Origin of the sequence: Flavonifractor sp. (genome assembly GCF_019422385.1) — a bacterium.
GTDB lineage: Bacteria > Bacillota > Clostridia > Oscillospirales > Oscillospiraceae > Flavonifractor > Flavonifractor avistercoris.
The window spans coordinates 1-18,443 of record NZ_JAHZDL010000049.1 but is presented as its reverse complement, the minus strand read 5'-3'; the positions used below and the strand labels follow the sequence as shown (position 1 = coordinate 18,443).

Sequence of the window (18,443 nt, the reverse complement as noted above, 5' to 3'; positions counted from 1 at the left end):
TCTCCACCACCGCGCCGGGGCCCAGGCCGGAGGTCTCCTCGTACACCTGGATGGAGGCGGCATCGCCGTTCATGTTCAGGATCTCGCCGATGAGCCGCTGCTCGCCCACCCGAACCACGTCGGCCATGTTGGCGTCCTTCAGTCCGGTGGCCACCACCAGCGGGCCGGAGACCTTGACAATTTTACCGCTCAATAAGCTCAACCTTCTTTCTCGTCGGGACAAGCTTTGTATCCTTCGCCCCGGCGCAAGCGCCAGGGCTCACTCACTCCGCTGTCCCTCCTCCTCCCCGCCGAACCCGCTTCGCTGGGCTCCGGCGGGGGTGCGGGCGACCACAGGCCGCCCCTACAGCCTCGCAGAGTTTCCGGCGCGGCGCGCCGGAAAGAAAATCAAAATCCGTGCGGAGCAGGACATGCGCCTGCGCAGCACACCGATGCTTGCTCCGCCACCGGCGGGCAACCACCCGCGCGGGCGCGGGTGAGGGGGGTATCGGCGGCGGTTTCCTTGGGAACCGTCGCCGTATCTAGGGGGGACGAAGTCCCCCCTAGAGGATATCCGCGCCCACGGCCCGTTCGACCGCTCTTTTGACATTGGCCATGCCGATGCCCAGGGAGCCGTCCTTGCCGGGGATGAGGATGATGGCGGGGGTGAGGGCGTCCTTGTATTTCTCCACATCGGCCGCCATGGCGGCGGCGTACCCCTCGGTGAGGTAGATCACCGCCACATTCTCCCTGGCCAGGGCGTGGAGGGTGCGTCTGGCCTCCTCCACGTTCTCCGCCGGGTACACGTCCAGCCCCAGGGCCTTGAAGCCCAGGACGCTGTCCTTGTCGCCCAATACGGCAATCCGATAATTAGACATTTGGCCGCTCCTTTCTCCGCGCCCCAGTACACCGACAAGCCGCCGGAGCGGTCAAATGTGTGCGCATGTGCCGCGCGCCGCTGCGGCACGCGCTGGTATCAAATGTTTGAACTTGTTCAAACATAGGCCTCACGCAGCCTTTCCCGAATGGTATCGCTGTCCAGCCCGGCCATGCGGCCGGAGAGGATGGTGCGGATGGCGGTGAACTCGCTCTCCCGGGCGTACAGGTAGCCGATCACCGACTGCTCGCCGAAGGGGATCAGCCGGGCCCCCTCCAGGTAGTGCATCACCGCGTCGTCGCACATCCGCTCAAAGGCGGTGAGCTCCCCGCTGCCGGGGCTGGTGAGGGCCGCGCCGGCGGCGGCCGCCTCCCCCAGGGGCCCGGCCCGGAACACGGCGGCCAGATCCGCCCCCCGGCCGGAGGAGAGCACCGACACATCCACATTCCCGCCGGGCAGGAGCACCTGCCGCAGGAAATCCGGCCCCTTGCCGATGCGGGCGGCCCGCACGGCGGAGCGCAGGTTGGCCGCGTCGATGAGCAGCCGCACATAGCCCTGGAGGAAAAGGCTGCCCACGGCTTTGGCCGTGTCCGCCATCTCCTGGAAGTAGGCCCGATCCAGCACGAAGTCGGCCCGCTGGGGGTCGTTCCCGGCGTTGAGGGTCTCCCGGGCGCGGAGCACCGCCTGGCGGAAGGGCTCGGAAAAGTCCCCCAGGCTGTCCCGCTGGAAGGCGTCCCGGAGCCTGGCGGGGCTCCACCGGCCGCCCTCCATGAGCATCCGATCCGGCTCGGCCCCGATGGCGGCGGCCTTCACCAGCACCTTGGCGTTGTGGTAGTCGTATTTCATCTGGAAGAGCTCCACCACCCGCCTGTCGGGGGCGGCGGTGGACAGCTCCCGGTACAGGGCCGCCCGTGCCTTGGACAGCAGGTCGTCCAGTCCGGCGTTGGTGAGGGCGGGCAGCTCCTCATAGCCGCACTCGGTGAGGATCTTGACGGCCTCCTCGTCGGTGCGGGCGTCCAGCATCCGCTCCATCCGCTCCCGGGTCACCAGCCGGGTCTCCATGGCCCGCACCCGGGTGGACAGGGTCAGATAATCGGTATCTCGAATCTTAGACAAGCTTCCGCCTCCTTACTTCTGGAAGGAGCGCGTCAGTCAAAGAGCACCTTGGCCACCTCACGGTCGGTCTCGCCCCGTATCAGGCGCACCAGGGTTTCAAAGCTGCAATTGACCTCCACGTCCCCGTCGCTGAGGATCAGTCCCCCCTGGATGGGGCGGGTCTGCTCCGACAGGGTCAGGTGCCCGTCGCCCAGCTTCTCGTTGGCCCGGGTGACCGCCGCCTTGCCGTAGCGGGCCCGATCCTTGGGGGAGAGGATCACCGCCTCCCGCCCGGTGGAGGAGGCCTCCACCGCCAGCTGGGCCAGCAGATCTGTGTACGCGCCGTCCGGCAGACCGGTCAGCTTCTCCAGCGCCCGGTCGTAGGCCCTGGCGAGCATCTCCTGCTTGGCGGAGAGCTCCAGCTTGCGGGCATCCAGCTGGGCCACGCTGGCCAGCCGCTCCACCCGCTCGTCGGCGGCGCGGCGGCCCCGAGCCAGGATGTCCTCGCTCTCCCGCCGGGCCTGGGCCTCATAGCGCCCGGCAATCTCGTCGGCCTGGCGTCGGGCCTCGGCCTGGATGGCCGCGATCTCCTGGGAGGCGTCGGCGGCGATGCGCCCGGTGATTTTTTCAATTCCGTCCATACGCGCCTCCGCTCAGAAGCCGAACATGATCATCAGGAAGGAGATGAGCAGGGACAGGATGGCGTAGAACTCCACGATGATACACAGCACCATGCCCTTAGACCAGTCGTTGGGGTTCTTGGCCACGATGCCGATGGAGGCGGCGGCCACGCGCCCCTGGGCAATGGCGGACAGCAGGCCGCCCAGGGCCATGGGCAGGCAGGCGGCCAGGATCAGCAGGCCGTTCTGCACCGTGAGCTCGCTCACCGTGCCGTTGAACAGGCCCATCTTCAGCAGGGCCAGGAAGCCGATAACCAGGCCGTACAGGCCCTGGGTGCCGGGGATAACCTGGAGGATCATTACCTTGGAGAACTGGGAGGGATCCTCGCACAGGAGGCCGGCGCCCGCCTCACCGGCGATGCCGGTGCCCTTGGCGGAGCCCACGCAGGCCAGGCCGGCGGCCAGGGCGGCGCCCAGGAAGCCGAAGAAGGGGCCGGCATACATCGTAAAGAATTCACCGATAGTCATGTTACTCTTCCTCCTTGATGTCCACAAACTTTGTGGCGATATTCAGGGGGCGCCAGGGGCGGCCGCCCTCCGCGTAGAACTGCTTGAAGAACTCCAGATACTGCAGGCGGGACGTGTGGACGTAGGTGCCGATCACGTTCAGGCCGATGTTGAAGGCGTGGCCCACGATGACGATCAGGAAAAACACCGGGATGCCCACCACCGGGGGCAGGCCCCCGCCGGGCATGGCCGCCAGGATGTTGAACACCTGGCCGATGACCGACCCGGCCAGCATCATGACCATCAGGCGGGAGTAGGAGAGGATGTCCCCGAAGTACCCCGTCACGCCGTTGTACACCGCGCTGATCACCGCCGTCACCTTGCCGAAGCCCTTGGCCGTGCGGGCCTGGGCCAGCAGCATCAGGCACCCGGCAATCAGCACCACCGGCACGCCGCCGACGCTGCCCAGGGCGGTAACCCCGGTCATGTTCAGGGCGAACAGGCCGATGCCCAGGAAGATCACCCACCAGGTGCCGATGTCCCAGATGGCGTCCCACACCTGTCCGGCCCGGCACAGCATCCAGAACTTGACGATCATGCCCACCAGGATCTGCACAAACCCCACGATCAGGGCGAAGACCAGGACGGTCATGGGGTCGTCCATGACGCTGAGCACCGGCCCGGGCACGCCGCTCCCCTCCGGCGCGGAGAGGAAGGGGATCACCGGCTGGGGCAGGCCCAGCATGTCGGTGAACTGCACCAGCAGATCCGAGAAGAAGCCGCCGGTGAGGAAGCCGATCACCGCCGAGGAGATGCCGCACATGATCATCAGCCGGATGAGCTGGCCGAAGCCGCCCTTGGGCCGGGTCTTGATCTGGATCACCGCGCAGACCCCGGCCAGGATGGCGCCGTAGGCCAGGTCGGCGAACATGAAGCCGAAGAAGAACACATAGAAGGGCATCATCAGCCCGTTGGGATCCACCCCGTCATAGGCGGGGAGGGAGTACATCTCCGTGATGGTGGTCAGCGGCTCGGTGAGCACGTTGCTCTTGAGCTTGACGGGCACCTGGGGATAGTCCTCCGGGAGGGGCTCCTCCGTCTCCCAGCAGCAGGTGAACTCCCGCAGCTTTTGCAGGAGCTTCTCCTCCTCGGGCACGGGCACCCAGCCGTCCAGGAAGAAGGCCGTCCCCGAGTCCAGCAGGCGGCAGCGGGCCTCCTCCCGGCTGATCTCCTGGTTGGAGCGGTCCAGGGCCTGCTCCAGCGCGCCCTTCCGCGGGGCGAAGGCGGCCACCTGGGCGATGGTCTCGGCCAGGGTCTGCTCCGACTGCGCCAGCTCCTGAACCAGGCGCTTGTCGTTCTCCGCCGCCGTCCCGGTCCACCCCCGCAGGGCGGAGCGGGAGAAGCCGAAGTCCTTGAGCACCTCCTGGCACTCCTCCTCCGCGCTGCGGTGGCACAGGAACACCAGGTACTGCAGCTGCGCGTCCGACCCGGCCCGGAGGAGCTGGGTCAGCTCGCTCTTCTCCGCCAGGGCCTGCTCCAGGGCGTCCAGATCCGCCGTGCCGGCCACGGTGCCGAAGAGCACCGCCACCTCCTCCGTGGAGGTCGTCTCCAGCGGGATGTCCAGCTCCAGCCAGGGGGCCAGGGAGAGCCGCTGGGTGCGCAGCTTGTTCTGCTCGGCATACAGGGCGGAGATCTGCCGCTCCAGCTCCCCCAGCCGGCCGGCGTCGGCCAGGGTGGCCTCGTAGGCCCTGTCGTCGAAGAGCTCTCCCTCGGTGATCACCGGCCGGGCCTTCAGCAGGCCGCCCTTCTGTCTGGGGCCGTATTTCTTCAGGGTTTTCAGCGCCCCCTCCAGCTCGGAGCGCTGCTCCCTGGCCCGGCCCAGCGCCTGGGTGTCCGGCCGGGTGAGGGAGGCCCACACCGGGTCGTCCCTGAACTCCGTCGGCTCGTCGATCTCCACGCAGCCCATGTGTTGAAGCAGCTTCAGAAGGGCGCCCCGCTCGGCCTGCATGCCGATGAGCCGCAGCCGCTTCATTTTAACAATGGACATCCGTTTTCACTACCCTTCCTACTATGGTGTCCGCGGCCTGATCCAGACGCTCCTCCGCCCGCTTCCGCAGCGCGGCACAGGCCTGCTCGGCCTGGGCCATGACCTCGGCCGCGTGGCCGGCCGCCCGATCCTCCGCCTGGCGCAGCAGCTCCTTGACCTGGGCCTCCGCGTCAGCGCGGGCCTGAGCCAGTGCGGCCTTTCCGTCCCGCTCCGCCTCGGCCACCAGGCGCTTGGCCTGGGCCTCCGCCTCCGCCTTCTGGGCCCGGGTGGTCTGTTCGGCCTCGGTTACCTGCCTCATTGCCTCCAGAGACATACTCTCACCGCCTTTCCTTCCTCGCCAGTGATTGGGACGTATCTCACACAAATTTTCCCGACGATATATGAATCATACTCCATTTTCACAAGAATTTCAAGTTTAATCTAATAAGTTTAATTTTTAACATATTCAGTTTTCCTTTTCATCAAAAAGGCGCACCGCGGAGGGCTGCTCCGCGGTGCGCCTGAGTGTTTCGCTGTCTGTCTACGGCTGTGCCGTCAGCACGGCCCAGCTGTCCGCCGCCTCTCCTGCCTGAGCCAGGATGGGGATTACGGAGGGGCCGTCCAGCTGGGGCAGGGTCTCCCCCTCCCCCAGGCTGACCAGCACCCGGTCGGCCCGCTCCAGCAGGGCGGCGGTCTGCCCGGTCTCGGGGGCCTCCCCGGCGGCGGCCACCGAAGTGGTCACCAGGGAGACGCGCACCTCCGAATAGTCGGTCAGGGCCTCCTCCACCTGATCCAGAAAGCCCTCCAGCACGGCGGTGCGGCCGTCAGCGGCGGGGTAGTTGTTGTCCGCCAGGATGCCCTCCCCGCCGGCGGGGAAGGCCCAGTTGTCCAGCAGGATCTCGTCAAAGCCCAGTCCGGCCAGCTCCCGGCACACGTCCGCCACATACTGCCGGGCCTCGGCACTGGCGGGGCTGAGCCAGCGGGAGCCGCCGCCGTCCCGCCAGTTGCCCCCGCTGGTGTGGAGGGCCAGGGAGTTCCGGTAATAGGGCACGGTATTGTCCCGGAAGCAGGACACCCGGGCCACGGTGGTGATGTCCCCGTCGTTGAGCAGCTGGATGGCCGCGTTGAGGGCGGGGTCGGCGGCGCTGACCTCCGCCTGGGCCGCCAGGGCCAGCTCGGAGATATAGCCCAGGGTGCCGTCGTCGGCCTTCATGTCAAAGACCGCCGTATTGGCCCCGGCGGCCTGGAGCTGCTCCGCCGCCGTGCCGTCATAGAGGGCGGTGTTGGGCAGCAGCACGGCCCGGAAGTCCGCCTGCTCCTCCGGCGTGGGGGCCGGGGTGGGGATCACCTCCGGCGTGGTCACCACCACGGGGGCGCCGCCGGTCTCCTCCGGCTGCTCCCGCCGGAAAAAGGGCAGATTGATGCGGATGCCCCCGGCGGAGTAGCCGAGATAGGGCTCCAGCCAGATCAGGGCCGCCACCGCCAGCACCAGCACCACCAGCAGCACGCCGATGAGTACCTTCATCACGGTGCGGAAGCGGCTGCGCCCCCGATAGGAATCATATCCGTTGCGCCTCACCGGCGCCTCCCCCCTCTCTGTGGGCCGGGGCTACCGCCCGGACTGCTGCTCCAGGGCCTCGTCCAGCTTGCGGAAGGCCGTGGCCAGCAGGGTGCGCTCCTCCTCGCTCATGCCGCTGAGCAGGGAGGAGAAATAGCCGGTGACGTCGGTGGCCGTCTTGTCCCGCAGGGCGCGGTACTTGTCGGTGGCGGACACGTAGATCACCCGGCGGTCGGTCTCGCTGCGCTGCCGCTGGGCCAGGCCCAGCTTCTCCAGCCGGTCTACGATGCCGGAGACGGTGCTGTTGGCGCTGCCGGTGCGCTCGGCCAGGGCGCTGATGGGCACCGGCCCCTCCTCCCCCAGCACGCTGAGCACCAGGGCCTGGGGAAATGTGAGATCCATCCGGCCGAAATGGCTGCGGAACTGCTGGGACATGTGCTGTGTCACCCGCAGGTAGGTCATGAAAATATCGGACTGCTCCATCCGTCCGCGCTCCTTTCTGTCTGCTGCGCCCCGGCTATCCCACGGCCTGGGTGGTCAGCCGCTGGAGGATCACCGCCAGCTGGGCCCGGGTGGCCGAGGCAGTGGGGGACAGCTTCCCCCCGGCTCCCTCCAGCAGGCCCATGCCCACGGCGTGGGCCATGCTCTCCTCGGCCCACGCGCTGATCTCCCCGGCGTCGCTGTAGAGGCCCAGGGTGCCCTCCGCCAGCTCCGACCCGCGGTAGGCGTCATAGCGGGTGAGGAAGGCGGCCAGCTCCTGCCGGGTGACAAACTGCTCCGGCTTGAAGTCCCCCCGGGTGTCGCCGTTGGCGATGCCGTTCTCCTTGGCCCAGGCCGCCGCCTGCCCGTACCAGGCGGAGGGGTTCACGTCGCCGAAGGAGACCGTGGCGGCCGGGAGCGGGGAGCCCTCCATGCGCCAGAGCACGGTGACCACCGTGGCCCGGGTCACGTAGGCGTCGGGGGCGAACTGGGTGTCGCTGACCCCCTCCATGTAGCCCTGCTCTGTCACCTGATTGACCGCCGCCTCGTACCAGGAGCCGGGGGCCACGTCGGCGTACGCCGCCCCGGTGGGCAGCGCCAGGGCCGCGCAGACGCCCAGGGTGCAGGCCAGGGCCATCAGCCGTCTTTTCACTGGAGCCACTTCCTTCCCGTTTGATTGTCCCAATTTTACGATACGGATTTTAAGAAACTATGAACATTCTATAAAGGAATCTGCACAAAGGGGGAGGGCTTCCGCCCTCCCCCGCCGAAGTCCCCGGTTCCTGCCCGCCGATTGTACATGTTGGCATGTTTCAAACAAGCCCTAAGCCAGCGCCCAGTTGAGCATCAGCAGCAGGCCGAAGCCGGGGGCCCCCAGCACGCCCAGGACCAGGGCGTTGACCAGGTTGACCCCCAGGTGGACGCCCATTAGGTGCCCCACGCCGCTGAACAGCCACAGCACCGCCAGGCCCGCCCCCGTCCGGGCCGCCAGGGCGGCCAGCCATTGCAGGGGCCGCCGCAGGGCCGCCAGCAGCAGGATGAGCATGAGCCCGCCCACAATCCAGGGCAGGGCGTTGAGCAGGGCTTCCACCGCCGCCACCTCCCAGCGCAGATTGCCAGTCCCTTGGCGGCAGGCTCCCCCGCGTTATCCCAGCCGTGCCTGTGTGTCCGCCTCCAGCTCCTTCACCCGCCGCAGCAGGTAGGAGTACCGGGCCTGGAGGGCGTTGATCTCAAAGACGTAGGACTCGATCAGATCCGGATCCCCGGCGGCGTTGAAGCCGGCGTAGGCCTGGGCGATCAGTGCCCGGGTCTGCCCCAGCCCCTCCAGCAGCGCCCGCCGCTCGGGATCCTCCGCCGTCCGCCGCCTGCGAAAGGAAAACACTCTGGCCTCATCCGTCATACCGGCCCCTCCTCGGTTGGTTTTATTCCACATTCATGGTATGTCCAGTGTGGACAAATATGACGGCGGTTAAACCAAAATTTTCCGCGCATGCCCCCGCAGAAGCTGCACATACTAGAGCTGGACAGGAAAAGAGGCCTGTTCCTCCTTGCATCTCCTTTTAAGCCGGTGCCGGGTGAGCTCACCCTCTGGCGAAAGGCGGAAGGAGAAAAAGCAAGCTGTCCAAAGCAGGCCGGAGCACCCGCGGCGGAGCGGGGGACACGGCATGCAGAAGGGCCGCCGGGCGACAACGCCCGGCGGCCTTTGTTCGTTTTGCATGGAATCCCTACTCCCCGCTCGGAAGGGCGGACAGCGCCAGGGCGGCCAGCCCGATGCCCAGCATGGACAGGCCGGATCCGGCGTCCAGCCCGTTCAGCGCGGACAGCACCGCCACGGCCACGCCCATGGCCAGGGCCACGCACCGGCAGATCAGGACCACCTTCTCCTGAACCGCCCCGCCGGCGCGGGCGGGCGCCGGCCCGCTCTGCATCAGCTCCTCCACAGAGATCTGGAGCACCTCCGCCAGGTGCGGGATGGAGCCCACGTCCGGGCAGGACAGATTCCGCTCCCATTTGGAGACCGCCTTATCCGTGACCCCCATCTCTCTGGCCAGCTCCAGCTGGGTCATGCCCCGCTCCTTCCGGCACGCGGCGATGGTCTCCCCCATGGTTTTCTGCTTCAAAATGCTCCCTCCTTTTTCTGACAGCATACCACCTCCGGCCCCCTCTCCGCAAGAGGCCCGTGGTTGAGCGGTGGAAACCGCTGGTTTCCCTCCGGTTGAGGGCTGCCAAAGCTCCCGGAACCTCCGCCATTTCTTGACACTTTGGGCGGGTTTGGGGTAATATAATATAATGTAATATTGCGAGATTGGAACGAGTGAGGAGAATTTCATGGCCAAGCGTACCACCAACCAGAGCTACGGCAACGACTCCATCTCCGCCCTGAAGGGGGCCGACCGGGTGCGCAAGCGCCCGGCGGTGATCTTCGGCTCCGACGGGCTGGAGGGCTGCGAGCACGCCGTGTTTGAAATTTTGTCCAACGCCATCGACGAGGCCCGGGAGGGCCACGGCTCCCTGATCACCGTCACCCGCTACGCCGATCAGTCCATCGAGGTGGAGGACTTCGGCCGGGGCTGCCCGGTGGACTGGAACGAGAAGGAGGGCCGGTACAACTGGGAGCTGGTATTCTGCGAGCTCTATGCCGGCGGCAAGTACAACAACAACGCCGGGGACAACTACGAGTACTCCTTAGGGCTGAACGGCCTGGGCTCCTGCGCCACCCAGTACGCCAGCGAGTACTTCGACGCGGTGATCCACCGGGACGGCTTCGAGTACACCCTCCACTTCGAGAAGGGCGAGAACGTGGGCGGCCTGAAAAAGGAGCCCTACTCCGGCCGCAAGACCGGCTCCAAATTCCGCTGGAAGCCGGATCTGGACGTGTTCACCGACATCAACATCCCGGTGGAGTACTACCTGGACGTGCTCAAGCGGCAGGCGGTGGTCAACGCCGGGGTCACCTTCCGCTTCCGCAACGAGGTGGGTGGAAAGTTCGAGACTACCGACTTCAAATATGAAAACGGCATCGAGGACTATGTGAAGGAGCTGGCGGGGGAGAATTCCCTGACCCAGCCGGTGTTTTGGCAGACCGAGCGGCGGGGCCGGGACCGGGCGGACAAGCCCGAGTACAAGGTGAAGCTCTCCGTCTCCTTCTGCTTCTCCAACACGGTGCAGATCATCGAGCACTACCACAACTCCTCCTGGCTGGAGCACGGCGGCTCCCCGGAGAAGGCGGTGAAGTCGGCCTTCGTCAATGGCATCGACGCCTATCTGAAGGCCCAGAGCAAGTACCAGAAGAACGAGAGCAAAATCACCTGGGCCGACGTGGAGGACTGCCTGGTGCTGGTGAGCAACAACTTCTCCACCCAGACCTCCTACGAGAACCAGACCAAGAAGGCCATCAACAACAAGTTCGTCCAGGAGGCCATGACCGAGTTCCTCCGCGCCCAGCTGGAGGTCTACTTCATCGAGAACCCCCTGGACGCGGGGAAGATCGCCGAGCAGGTGCTCATCAACAAGCGCAGCCGGGAGAACGCCGAGCGCACCCGGCTGAATATCAAAAAAAAGCTGTCCGGCAATGTGGACATCGCCAACCGGGTGCAGAAGTTCGTGGACTGCCGGACGAAGGACACCACCCGGCGGGAGCTCTACATCGTGGAGGGCGACTCCGCCCTGGGCAGCGTCAAGCTCTCCCGGGACGCGGAGTTCCAGGGCATCATGCCCGTCCGGGGCAAGATCCTCAACTGCCTCAAGGCCGACTACGCCAAGATCTTCAAGAGCGAGATCATCACCGACCTGCTGAAGGTGCTGGGCTGCGGCGTGGAGGTCCACGACAAGCACGCCAAGGACATGGCCGCCTTTGACCTAATGAACCTGCGGTGGAACAAGATCGTCATCTGCACCGATGCCGACGTGGACGGCTTCCAGATCCGCACCCTGATCCTCACCATGCTCTACCGCCTCACCCCCACCCTCATCCAGCGGGGGTACGTGTATATCGCCGAGTCCCCCCTGTATGAGATCACCTGCAAGGAAAAGACCTGGTTCGCCTACTCCGACGCGGAGAAAAATGAGATCGTCAACGGGGAGCTCGCCGGCAAAAAGTGCACCATCAACCGCTCCAAGGGCCTGGGCGAGAACGAGCCGGACATGATGTGGCTCACCACCATGAACCCGGAGACCCGCCGCCTCATCAAGGTCATGCCCGAGGACGTGGAGCGCACCGCCCAGGTCTTCGACCTCCTGCTGGGGGACAACCTCCAGGGCCGGAAGGACCATATTGCCGAGAACGGGTACAAATACCTGGAGCTGGCCGACATCTCGTAGAAGGCGTCGGTATTCCACCGGTTTCCAGCGATGTGGTCCTGCGAGCGGGAGCGAGCCGCCGCGAAAGCGGCGCATAAGCGTTTTGGCGGAGCCAAAACCTTGCAATTCATTTGCCCCAAGGAAGTCAAAACCCGGGGCCCCTGGCCGGCGGAAGCCGGCTGGGGAGGCACATCGCCGAGAACGGGTATAAATATCTGGAGCTGGCGGACATCTCTTAGGAGGCGCGTGTTATGAGGCAGAAGATCATCTGGCCCGTCCTCTCCCTGGCGCTGGCGGCAGCCTGTGTGGTGCTACTGGTTTTATGGCAGGGGGAGAAGAACCGCGCCCCGGAGATGGACGACCTGCGCCTCCACGGCATGGCAGAGGCCCACGCCCGGTTTTCCGACTACCTGCGCCTCGGCAATGAGGGGGATTACTGGTATGGCGCCGCGGAGTTCCAGACCATGGTCAACTGCGCCAGGGCCGAAAATCTGGGCGGCATGACCGACGCCAACGCGGCGGCCGGCGTCCTGATGTTCAACCCGGAGCTGGCCCAAAGCCGCCTGGAGGATGTGTGCGCCATCCTGGAGACGTGCATTGCCCAGCCGGACAATACCGCCCAGTGGGCGGTGTCCATGAATGAGCTGCGCCATCTGCTGGAGGAAGGGAATTAGCCGTGGACAGAGCTTTTCCCCGGCGCAAGGAAATCCGGCTGAAACAATATGATTACAGTCAGCCGGGCTATTATTTCGTGACGATCTGCACCCATCAAAGACAGAAATTGTTTTCCTCGCTCGTAGGGGCGCACCTGTGTGTGCGCCCGTCCTCCGCGGATTCCTTCCTTGGGCTCTTTCTGCACGAACTGGAACAAAAATACTCCGGGGTTCTTGTGGACTGCTATGCCGTCATGCCGGATCACCTGCATGTCATTCTGGCTCTCACGGGCGCACACACAGGTGCGCCCCTACCGGAAATGATAAAATGGTATAAAACGCAGACCACAAATGCCTATATCCGGCTGGTCAAGCGGGGTCAGGTGCCGCCATTTCAAAAGCACGTCTGGCAGCGGGGCTATTACGACCATGTCATCCGAAACGACACAGACCTGGCCGAGACCCGTCAATATATTGCAAACAATCCTCTGAACTGGACTTTGAATAAGGACTGATACCAATGGCGAAAAAAAAGGCCCCCGAGGAGGGGGCAAAGAAGGTCAACAACCCCAACGTCATGGGCCTGCGGCCCGAGGTGCTGGAGCAGCCCATCACCGAGACGCTGGAATTAAACTACATGCCCTACGCCATGAGCGTCATCGTCTCCCGGGCCATCCCGGAGATCGACGGGTTCAAGCCCTCCCACCGCAAGCTGCTGTACACCATGTACCAGATGCACCTGCTGGGGGGCGCCCGCACCAAGAGCGCCAACGTGGTGGGGGCCACCATGAAATTAAACCCCCACGGCGACGCGGCCATCTACGACACCATGGTGCGCCTGAGCCGGGGCTACGGGGCCCTGCTCCACCCCCTGGTGGACTCCAAGGGCAACTTCGGCAAGGTGTACTCCCGGGACATGGCCTGGGCGGCCAGCCGGTACACCGAGGTGCGCTTAGACCCCATCTGTGCCGAACTGTTCCGGGACATCGACCAGGACACGGTGGACTTTGTGGACAACTACGACGGCTCCATGAAGGAGCCCACACTCCTGCCCACCACCTTCCCCAACGTGCTGGTCAGCGCCAACCAGGGCATCGCCGTGGGCATGGCCTCCAACCTGTGCGGCTTCAACCTGGGGGAGGTGTGCGACGCCACGGTGGCCTATCTGAAGCACCCCAATGTCAGCCTGCTGGACTATCTGAAGGCCCCCGACTTCCCCACCGGCGGGGAGCTGCTCTACGACGAGGCGTCCCTGGCGCAGATCTACGAGACGGGCCGGGGCTCCTTCCAGGTGCGGGCCAGGTGGCGTTACCTGAAAAGCGAGAACCTGATCGAGATCTACGAGATCCCCTACACCACCACGGTGGAGGCCATCATGGACAAGGTGGCCGAGCTGGTGAAGGCCGGCAAGGTGAAGGAGATCTCCGACATGCGGGACGAGACCGACCTGAACGGCCTGAAGATCACCATCGATCTGAAGCGGGGGGCCGATCCGGACAAGCTGATGGCCCGGCTGTTCCGCTCCACCACCCTGCAGGACTCCTTCTCCTGCAACTTCAACATCCTCATCGCCGGCATGCCCCGGGTCATGGGGGTGCGGCAGATCCTGGAGGAGTGGACGGCCTGGCGGATGGAGGGGGTGCGGCGGCGCACCTACTTCGTCATGAAGAAGAAGCAGGACAAGCTGCACCTGCTGAAAGGCCTGAAAAAGATCCTGCTGGACATCGACAAGGCCATCAAAATCATCCGGGAGACGGAAGAGGATGCCGAGGTGGTGCCCAACCTGATGATCGGCTTCGGCATCGACGAGGTGCAGGCCGAGTACGTGGCGGACATCCGGCTGCGCAACATCAACAAGGAGTACATCCTCAAGCGCCTTGATGAGGTGGAGCAGCTGGAGGCGGAGATCGCCGACCTCCAGGACATTGTCAACAACCCCAGCCGGGTGAAGAAGCTGATCGTGGACGAGCTCCAGGCGGTGAAGAAGAAGTATGCCCTCCCCCGCCGGACGGAGATCGTCTATGAGGCGGCGGACGCCGCCGCCGAGGAGCCGGAGGACGAGACTCCCGACTACCCGGTGCATGTGTTCTGCTCCCGGGAGGGATACTTCAAGAAGATCACCCCCCAGTCCCTGCGCATGAGCGGCGAGCAGAAGTACAAGGAGGGGGACGGCCCCTACCTCCAGTGGGAGGCGTCCAACCGGGACGAGCTGCTGGTGTTCACCGACAGGCAGCAGTGCTACAAGGCCCGCCTCAGCGACTTCGACGACACCAAGGCCAGCGTGCTGGGCGACTTCCTGCCCACCAAGCTGGGCATGGAGCCCGACGAGGGTTTCGTGTGGGCCTGCGTCACGGCCGACTACACCGGCGATGTGCTGTTCTTCTTCGCCAACGGCAAGGTGGCCCGGGTGGCCCTGTCCGCCTATCAGACCCAGACCCGCCGCAAGCGCCTCACCGGCGCCTACTCGGACAAGTCCCCCCTGGCGGCGGCAGTCCACCTGCGGGAGGACACGGAGATGGCGGTGACCTCCACCGAGGGCCGCTGCGTGGTGTTCCACACCGCCGCCCTCAACCCCAAGACCACCCGCTCCACCCAGGGGGTCAACGTGATGACCCTCAAGCCCAGGTACCAGGTGGCCGACGCCCGGCCCCTGACCGACACCCCCATCGTCAACGCCGCCCGCTACCGGGCCCGCTCCCTGCCCATCGCCGGGATGCTCCTCAAAGAAGAAGACCGGGGAGAAGAGCAGATCAGCCTGCTGTGATTCTGTGAGAGAAAAGAGGAATATGGGTTGAAACACAAAGTGCGCCATTTCATCCGGAGCTACGCAGTCATCACCCTGGGCTCCCTGATCTATGCCCTGGCCTATAATATTTTCTATGCACCCAACCTGGTGGCCATGGGCGGCCTTACCGGCCTGGGCCAGGTAATCAACGCGGTAATTCCCGTTCTTCCCGTCGGCACCACCGTCTTTGTCATGAACGTCCCCCTCTTCTTCCTGGGGTGGAAGTTCATCGGCGGGCATCTGCTGGTATCCTCCCTGTATGCCATGACCTTCAGCTCCTTTGCCATCGATGTGATGAACATGATCTACCAGTTCCCTCCCATGGACACCATGCTGGCCTCCATCTTCGGCGGAGCCCTGCTGGGCCTGGGCATCGGCCTGGTTTTCGCCAAGGGTGCCACCACCGGCGGCACCGATCTGATTGCCCGGCTGTTGAAGCTGAAATTCGCCTGGCTGCCCATGGGCACTCTGGTGCTCTTCCCCGACTTTATGGTCATCGCCCTGGTGGCCATCGCCTTCGGCAAGGTGGAAAGCGCCCTGTACGGTGTTGTCTCCCTGTTTGTCACCACCAAGGTGATGGACACGGTGCTCTACGGCATGGACAGCTCCAAGGTCGCCTACATCATCAGCGATGCCTATGAGGAGATTGCCCGCGCTATCACCCATGACATGGAGAGAGGGCTCACTCTCCTGCACGGTGAGGGCGGCTGGTCCGGCACGGACAAAAAGGTGCTGATGGTGGCCTTCAAGCAGAGGCAGATTGTGGCCATCAAGCGCACCGTCAAGGAGATTGACCCCGCAGCCTTTCTCATCGTTTGTGATGCCCACGAGGTGTTGGGAGACGGGTTCCGGGAGTACAAGCAGAACGACCTATGAGCGTCTAGGGGGGGGGCGTTATCTTCTGAAATCAAGGTGGCTAACGCCTGATTTCCATCGAACCTGCCCCCGGCAGGTTCGACCCTGGATACGGCGGCGGTTCCCAAGGAAACCGCCGCCGATACCCCTCTCACCCGCGCCCGCGCGGGTGGTCGCCCGCAGGCATATTTCAATCCGTGCGACAAAGCCGCACACCACAACTATTCACCGTTCACTACTCACTACTCATTTTTAGCGGAAAGGAGCCCTACTTATGCCCGACTATGAGAAACTGCGCAAGAATCTGGAAGCCCACGGATTTGACGTGACCTATTTCGACACCGCGGCGGAGGCCGTGGACTACTTAGACCGGAAGCTGGATGGGAAAACGGTGGGCCACGGCGGCTCCATCACCCTGCGGGACATGGGGCTTATCGAGCGGCTCCAGCGCCACACCACGGTGCGCAGCCACTGGCTGGGGGACAGCTTTGCCGACGCGGCGGCCTCCTCCGTCTATCTGACCTCGGTGAACGGCCTGGCGGAGACCGGGGAGCTCATCAACATCGACGGCACGGGCAACCGGGTGGCCTCCACCATCTTCGGCCACGAGGAGGTCTACTTCCTGGTGGGCTCCAACAAGATCGCCCCCGACTATGACGCCGCCCTGTGGCGGGCCCGCAACATTGCCTCCCCCAAGAACGCCCAGCGGCTGGGCAAAAAGACCCCCTGCGCCGTCAGGGGTGACAAGTGCTACGACTGTAAGAGCCCCGAGCGCATCTGCCGGGCCCTGGCGGTGCTGTGGGAGAAGCCCACGGGCATCGGACGGGCCGAGGTGGTGCTGATCGACGAGCCCCTGGGCTACTGAGCGGGAGGAGGCGCGGCATGCGACGAGCTCTTCTGGCGCTGGCCCTGTGCTGCGCCCTGTCCCTGACGGGCTGCTCCGCCCTGCTGGAGCGGCCCTACGCCGTGGTGGAGTCCCACACCGAGCAGCCCGCCGCCGGGGACGGCTCCTCCGTCCAGGCGGGCACCTACTCCGAGCTGGTCAACGCGGTGCTCTTCTTCGTCTCCCAGGGAACGGAGGTGGGGGAGCTCCAGCTGGTGGAGTACACCGGGGACGTGGAGGAGGATCTGAACCGGGCCTGCCTGGAGGTGGCCACGGAGGATCCCCTGGGCGCCTATGCGGTGGACTTCATCAAGAACCAGTACACCCGGGTGCTCACCACCTACGAGGCCACCATCACCATCTCCTACCGCCGCACCAGGGAGCAGATTAACAGCCTGGTCAACGTCACCGGCACCAGCGCCATCCGCAACGAGGTGGCGGAGGCCCTGGCCGACTACCGCAGTGAGGTCGTCCTGCGGGTGGGGTACTTCACCGCCGACGCCGACGCCATCGCCCAGCTGGTGCGGCAGGCCTACTATGACGCGCCCGCCTCCGCCATGGGCATGCCGGAGTTCACCGTCTCCCTCTACCCCGAGTCGGGCAGCCAGCGGATCGTGGAGATCCTCTTCACCTACCCCGAGGAGGCCTCCGCCCTCCGCCAGAAGCGGGACGCCCTGCAGGCCGAGGTGGAGGCCCTGATGCTCCCCCTGCGGCCCCAGCAGCAGTCCGCCTCCGCCCGCCGGGCCACCCTGTTCGCCGTGGCCCAGGAGCGGATCCAGTCCGCCCCCGGCGGCGGCCCCTCCGCCTGGGACGCCCTGCTGGGCGACGGCGCGGACAGCGAGGGCACGGCCCTGGCCTTCCAGCTGCTCAGCGGGGAGCTCCTGGTGGGCTCCACCCTGGTGGAGGGCACCCTGAACGGGGAGCCCCACTTCTGGAACCAGCTCACCGAGGACGACGGCGCCCACTACGTGGATCTCACCCGCAGCGGCGGCGGCCTCACCTATTCCGCCGCCGATCTGGCGGAGCTGGGCTATGTGTGGGAGGGTATGCCGGTTTCTGCGGAAAACCCGCAGTAATCCGCTCAAAATCGCCGCAAAAAGCCTTGACTTTTCCAGATCCCGCTGATATAATGCTAGAGCCGCTTTGAATGGGAACCAAAGTGGCCGCGCGTGATGTCACGTTCCGCACCCTCCGCGACGGCACACTGCTCACCGCTCCGCGAAAAATGCCGCTGGCCTGCGGCCAGCCTGTTTTTTCGTCTGCGCGGTTCGCTGTGCGCCTGCTCCCGGGTGCTCCACGCTTCGGCCCTCCCCCGACAGCGAGCCCGTCATGAAGGAGTTGAAAGAAACATGCATGCGATCATTGAGACCGGCGGCAAGCAGTACAAGGTGGCCGAGGGCGACACCCTGTTCATCGAGAAGCTGCCCGTGGAGGCCGGCGAGGCCGTGACCTTCGACAAGGTGCTGGCCGTCATCGACGGCGAGAACGTCACCGTGGGCACCCCCGTGGTGGAGGGCGCCAAGGTGGACGCCTCCGTGGTGAAGAACGGCAAGGGCAAGAAGATCATCGTCTTCAAGTACAAGCCCAAGAAGGGCTACCGCCGCAAGCAGGGCCACCGTCAGCCCTACACCAAGGTCACCATCGGCAAGATCTCTGTGTAAGATGACCACGGTTCGCTTTCAGATGGAGGGCGAGCGCATTGTGGGCTTCACCGTCCAGGGCCACAGCGGCTATGGGGAGGCGGGCTCGGACATCGTCTGCGCCGCCGTCACCAGCGCCGTCCGCCTGACCGAGTGCGCCGTCAACGACGTGCTGGGCCTGGGGGC

At 65.2% G+C, this 18,443-nt stretch carries 21 protein-coding genes and 1 pseudogene; 9 read left to right on the top strand and 13 right to left on the bottom strand.

Going from position 1 to position 18,443, the window contains the following annotated elements:
• The 13 genes and pseudogenes from QZ378_RS07880 to QZ378_RS07820 all read right to left on the bottom strand — a co-directional run.
• Positions 1 to 193 (bottom strand): annotated as a pseudogene (locus QZ378_RS07880) (V-type ATP synthase subunit A); the annotation flags it as partial.
• A 349-nt stretch (positions 194 to 542) separates the two neighbouring features.
• A complete protein-coding gene (locus QZ378_RS07875) occupies positions 543 to 857 on the bottom strand; it encodes a V-type ATP synthase subunit F (RefSeq protein WP_087241619.1) in 315 nt (104 codons plus the stop codon).
• Positions 858 to 973: 116 nt separating this feature from the next.
• A complete protein-coding gene (locus QZ378_RS07870) occupies positions 974 to 1,972 on the bottom strand; it encodes a V-type ATPase subunit (RefSeq protein ID WP_291257884.1) in 999 nt (332 codons plus the stop codon).
• Between the two features lie 32 nt (positions 1,973 to 2,004).
• Positions 2,005 to 2,592 (bottom strand): V-type ATP synthase subunit E, encoded by a 588-nt coding sequence (locus QZ378_RS07865; protein WP_191528991.1) that lies wholly within the window; start codon positions 2,590 to 2,592, stop codon positions 2,005 to 2,007.
• 12 nt (positions 2,593 to 2,604) lie between these two features.
• Positions 2,605 to 3,099 carry a V-type ATP synthase subunit K gene (locus QZ378_RS07860; protein ID WP_087241625.1) on the bottom strand — a complete coding sequence of 165 codons (495 nt, stop codon included), beginning with the start codon at positions 3,097 to 3,099 and terminating at the stop codon, positions 2,605 to 2,607.
• Position 3,100: 1 nt separating this feature from the next.
• Positions 3,101 to 5,125 carry a V-type ATPase 116kDa subunit family protein gene (locus tag QZ378_RS07855; protein ID WP_291257883.1) on the bottom strand — a complete coding sequence of 675 codons (2,025 nt, stop codon included), beginning with the start codon at positions 5,123 to 5,125 and terminating at the stop codon, positions 3,101 to 3,103.
• Entirely contained in the window at positions 5,112 to 5,438 is a 327-nt protein-coding gene (locus QZ378_RS07850) for a hypothetical protein (protein ID WP_291257882.1), read from the bottom strand. The genes QZ378_RS07855 and QZ378_RS07850 overlap by 14 nt, the downstream gene beginning before the upstream one ends.
• Before the next feature lie 207 nt (positions 5,439 to 5,645).
• Positions 5,646 to 6,683 (bottom strand): putative glycoside hydrolase, encoded by a 1,038-nt coding sequence (locus QZ378_RS07845; protein ID WP_291257881.1) that lies wholly within the window; start codon positions 6,681 to 6,683, stop codon positions 5,646 to 5,648.
• A gap of 30 nt (positions 6,684 to 6,713) precedes the next feature.
• Positions 6,714 to 7,145 carry a MarR family transcriptional regulator gene (locus QZ378_RS07840; RefSeq protein ID WP_087241633.1) on the bottom strand — a complete coding sequence of 144 codons (432 nt, stop codon included), beginning with the start codon at positions 7,143 to 7,145 and terminating at the stop codon, positions 6,714 to 6,716.
• Positions 7,146 to 7,179: 34 nt separating this feature from the next.
• A complete protein-coding gene (locus QZ378_RS07835; RefSeq protein WP_291257880.1) occupies positions 7,180 to 7,794 on the bottom strand; it encodes an S-layer homology domain-containing protein in 615 nt (204 codons plus the stop codon).
• A 171-nt stretch (positions 7,795 to 7,965) separates the two neighbouring features.
• Entirely contained in the window at positions 7,966 to 8,232 is a 267-nt protein-coding gene (locus QZ378_RS07830) for a pro-sigmaK processing inhibitor BofA family protein (protein WP_291257879.1), read from the bottom strand.
• 54 nt (positions 8,233 to 8,286) lie between these two features.
• Complete coding sequence (locus tag QZ378_RS07825) at positions 8,287 to 8,541, bottom strand: DUF2508 family protein (RefSeq protein WP_087241638.1); 255 nt, start codon at positions 8,539 to 8,541, stop codon at positions 8,287 to 8,289.
• A 325-nt stretch (positions 8,542 to 8,866) separates the two neighbouring features.
• Positions 8,867 to 9,262, bottom strand: coding sequence for a helix-turn-helix transcriptional regulator (locus tag QZ378_RS07820; protein WP_291257878.1), 396 nt, complete (start codon positions 9,260 to 9,262; stop codon positions 8,867 to 8,869).
• A gap of 208 nt (positions 9,263 to 9,470) precedes the next feature.
• Between QZ378_RS07820 and QZ378_RS07815 the strand changes: the two genes are divergently transcribed.
• From QZ378_RS07815 to QZ378_RS07775, 9 genes are all read left to right on the top strand, one after another.
• A complete protein-coding gene (locus QZ378_RS07815; RefSeq protein ID WP_291257877.1) occupies positions 9,471 to 11,462 on the top strand; it encodes a toprim domain-containing protein in 1,992 nt (663 codons plus the stop codon).
• Between the two features lie 230 nt (positions 11,463 to 11,692).
• A complete protein-coding gene (locus QZ378_RS07810; protein ID WP_191380328.1) occupies positions 11,693 to 12,115 on the top strand; it encodes a hypothetical protein in 423 nt (140 codons plus the stop codon).
• 2 nt (positions 12,116 to 12,117) lie between these two features.
• The gene (locus QZ378_RS07805; protein WP_291257876.1) at positions 12,118 to 12,609 is read left to right on the top strand and encodes a transposase; all 492 of its coding nucleotides are present in this window, start codon (positions 12,118 to 12,120) and stop codon (positions 12,607 to 12,609) included.
• Between the two features lie 5 nt (positions 12,610 to 12,614).
• Entirely contained in the window at positions 12,615 to 14,858 is a 2,244-nt protein-coding gene (locus QZ378_RS07800) for a DNA topoisomerase (ATP-hydrolyzing) subunit A (RefSeq protein WP_291257875.1), read from the top strand.
• A gap of 27 nt (positions 14,859 to 14,885) precedes the next feature.
• The gene (locus QZ378_RS07795; RefSeq protein ID WP_191380325.1) at positions 14,886 to 15,755 is read left to right on the top strand and encodes a YitT family protein; all 870 of its coding nucleotides are present in this window, start codon (positions 14,886 to 14,888) and stop codon (positions 15,753 to 15,755) included.
• Positions 15,756 to 16,008: 253 nt separating this feature from the next.
• Positions 16,009 to 16,599 carry a lactate utilization protein gene (locus tag QZ378_RS07790; RefSeq protein ID WP_291257874.1) on the top strand — a complete coding sequence of 197 codons (591 nt, stop codon included), beginning with the start codon at positions 16,009 to 16,011 and terminating at the stop codon, positions 16,597 to 16,599.
• 17 nt (positions 16,600 to 16,616) lie between these two features.
• Positions 16,617 to 17,693 (top strand): hypothetical protein, encoded by a 1,077-nt coding sequence (locus QZ378_RS07785; RefSeq protein ID WP_191380323.1) that lies wholly within the window; start codon positions 16,617 to 16,619, stop codon positions 17,691 to 17,693.
• Positions 17,694 to 17,966: 273 nt separating this feature from the next.
• Entirely contained in the window at positions 17,967 to 18,278 is a 312-nt protein-coding gene (gene rplU / locus QZ378_RS07780) for a 50S ribosomal protein L21 (protein ID WP_087241655.1), read from the top strand.
• A gap of 1 nt (position 18,279) precedes the next feature.
• Positions 18,280 to 18,443: ribosomal-processing cysteine protease Prp (locus QZ378_RS07775; protein WP_291257885.1), on the top strand; the 164-nt coding region annotated here is incomplete at its 3' end.

Coding starts and splice junctions, on each gene's coding strand:
- QZ378_RS07785 (WP_191380323.1), top strand. CDS start 16,617: ATGCGACGAGCTCTTCTGGCGCTGGCCCTGTGCTGCGCCCTGTCCCTG.
- QZ378_RS07850 (WP_291257882.1), bottom strand. CDS start 5,438: ATGTCTCTGGAGGCAATGAGGCAGGTAACCGAGGCCGAACAGACCACC.
- QZ378_RS07825 (WP_087241638.1), bottom strand. CDS start 8,541: ATGACGGATGAGGCCAGAGTGTTTTCCTTTCGCAGGCGGCGGACGGCG.
- QZ378_RS07840 (WP_087241633.1), bottom strand. CDS start 7,145: ATGGAGCAGTCCGATATTTTCATGACCTACCTGCGGGTGACACAGCAC.
- QZ378_RS07810 (WP_191380328.1), top strand. CDS start 11,693: ATGAGGCAGAAGATCATCTGGCCCGTCCTCTCCCTGGCGCTGGCGGCA.
- QZ378_RS07865 (WP_191528991.1), bottom strand. CDS start 2,592: ATGGACGGAATTGAAAAAATCACCGGGCGCATCGCCGCCGACGCCTCC.
- rplU (WP_087241655.1), top strand. CDS start 17,967: ATGCATGCGATCATTGAGACCGGCGGCAAGCAGTACAAGGTGGCCGAG.
- QZ378_RS07790 (WP_291257874.1), top strand. CDS start 16,009: ATGCCCGACTATGAGAAACTGCGCAAGAATCTGGAAGCCCACGGATTT.
- QZ378_RS07875 (WP_087241619.1), bottom strand. CDS start 857: ATGTCTAATTATCGGATTGCCGTATTGGGCGACAAGGACAGCGTCCTG.
- QZ378_RS07800 (WP_291257875.1), top strand. CDS start 12,615: ATGGCGAAAAAAAAGGCCCCCGAGGAGGGGGCAAAGAAGGTCAACAAC.
- QZ378_RS07815 (WP_291257877.1), top strand. CDS start 9,471: ATGGCCAAGCGTACCACCAACCAGAGCTACGGCAACGACTCCATCTCC.
- QZ378_RS07855 (WP_291257883.1), bottom strand. CDS start 5,125: ATGTCCATTGTTAAAATGAAGCGGCTGCGGCTCATCGGCATGCAGGCC.
- QZ378_RS07860 (WP_087241625.1), bottom strand. CDS start 3,099: ATGACTATCGGTGAATTCTTTACGATGTATGCCGGCCCCTTCTTCGGC.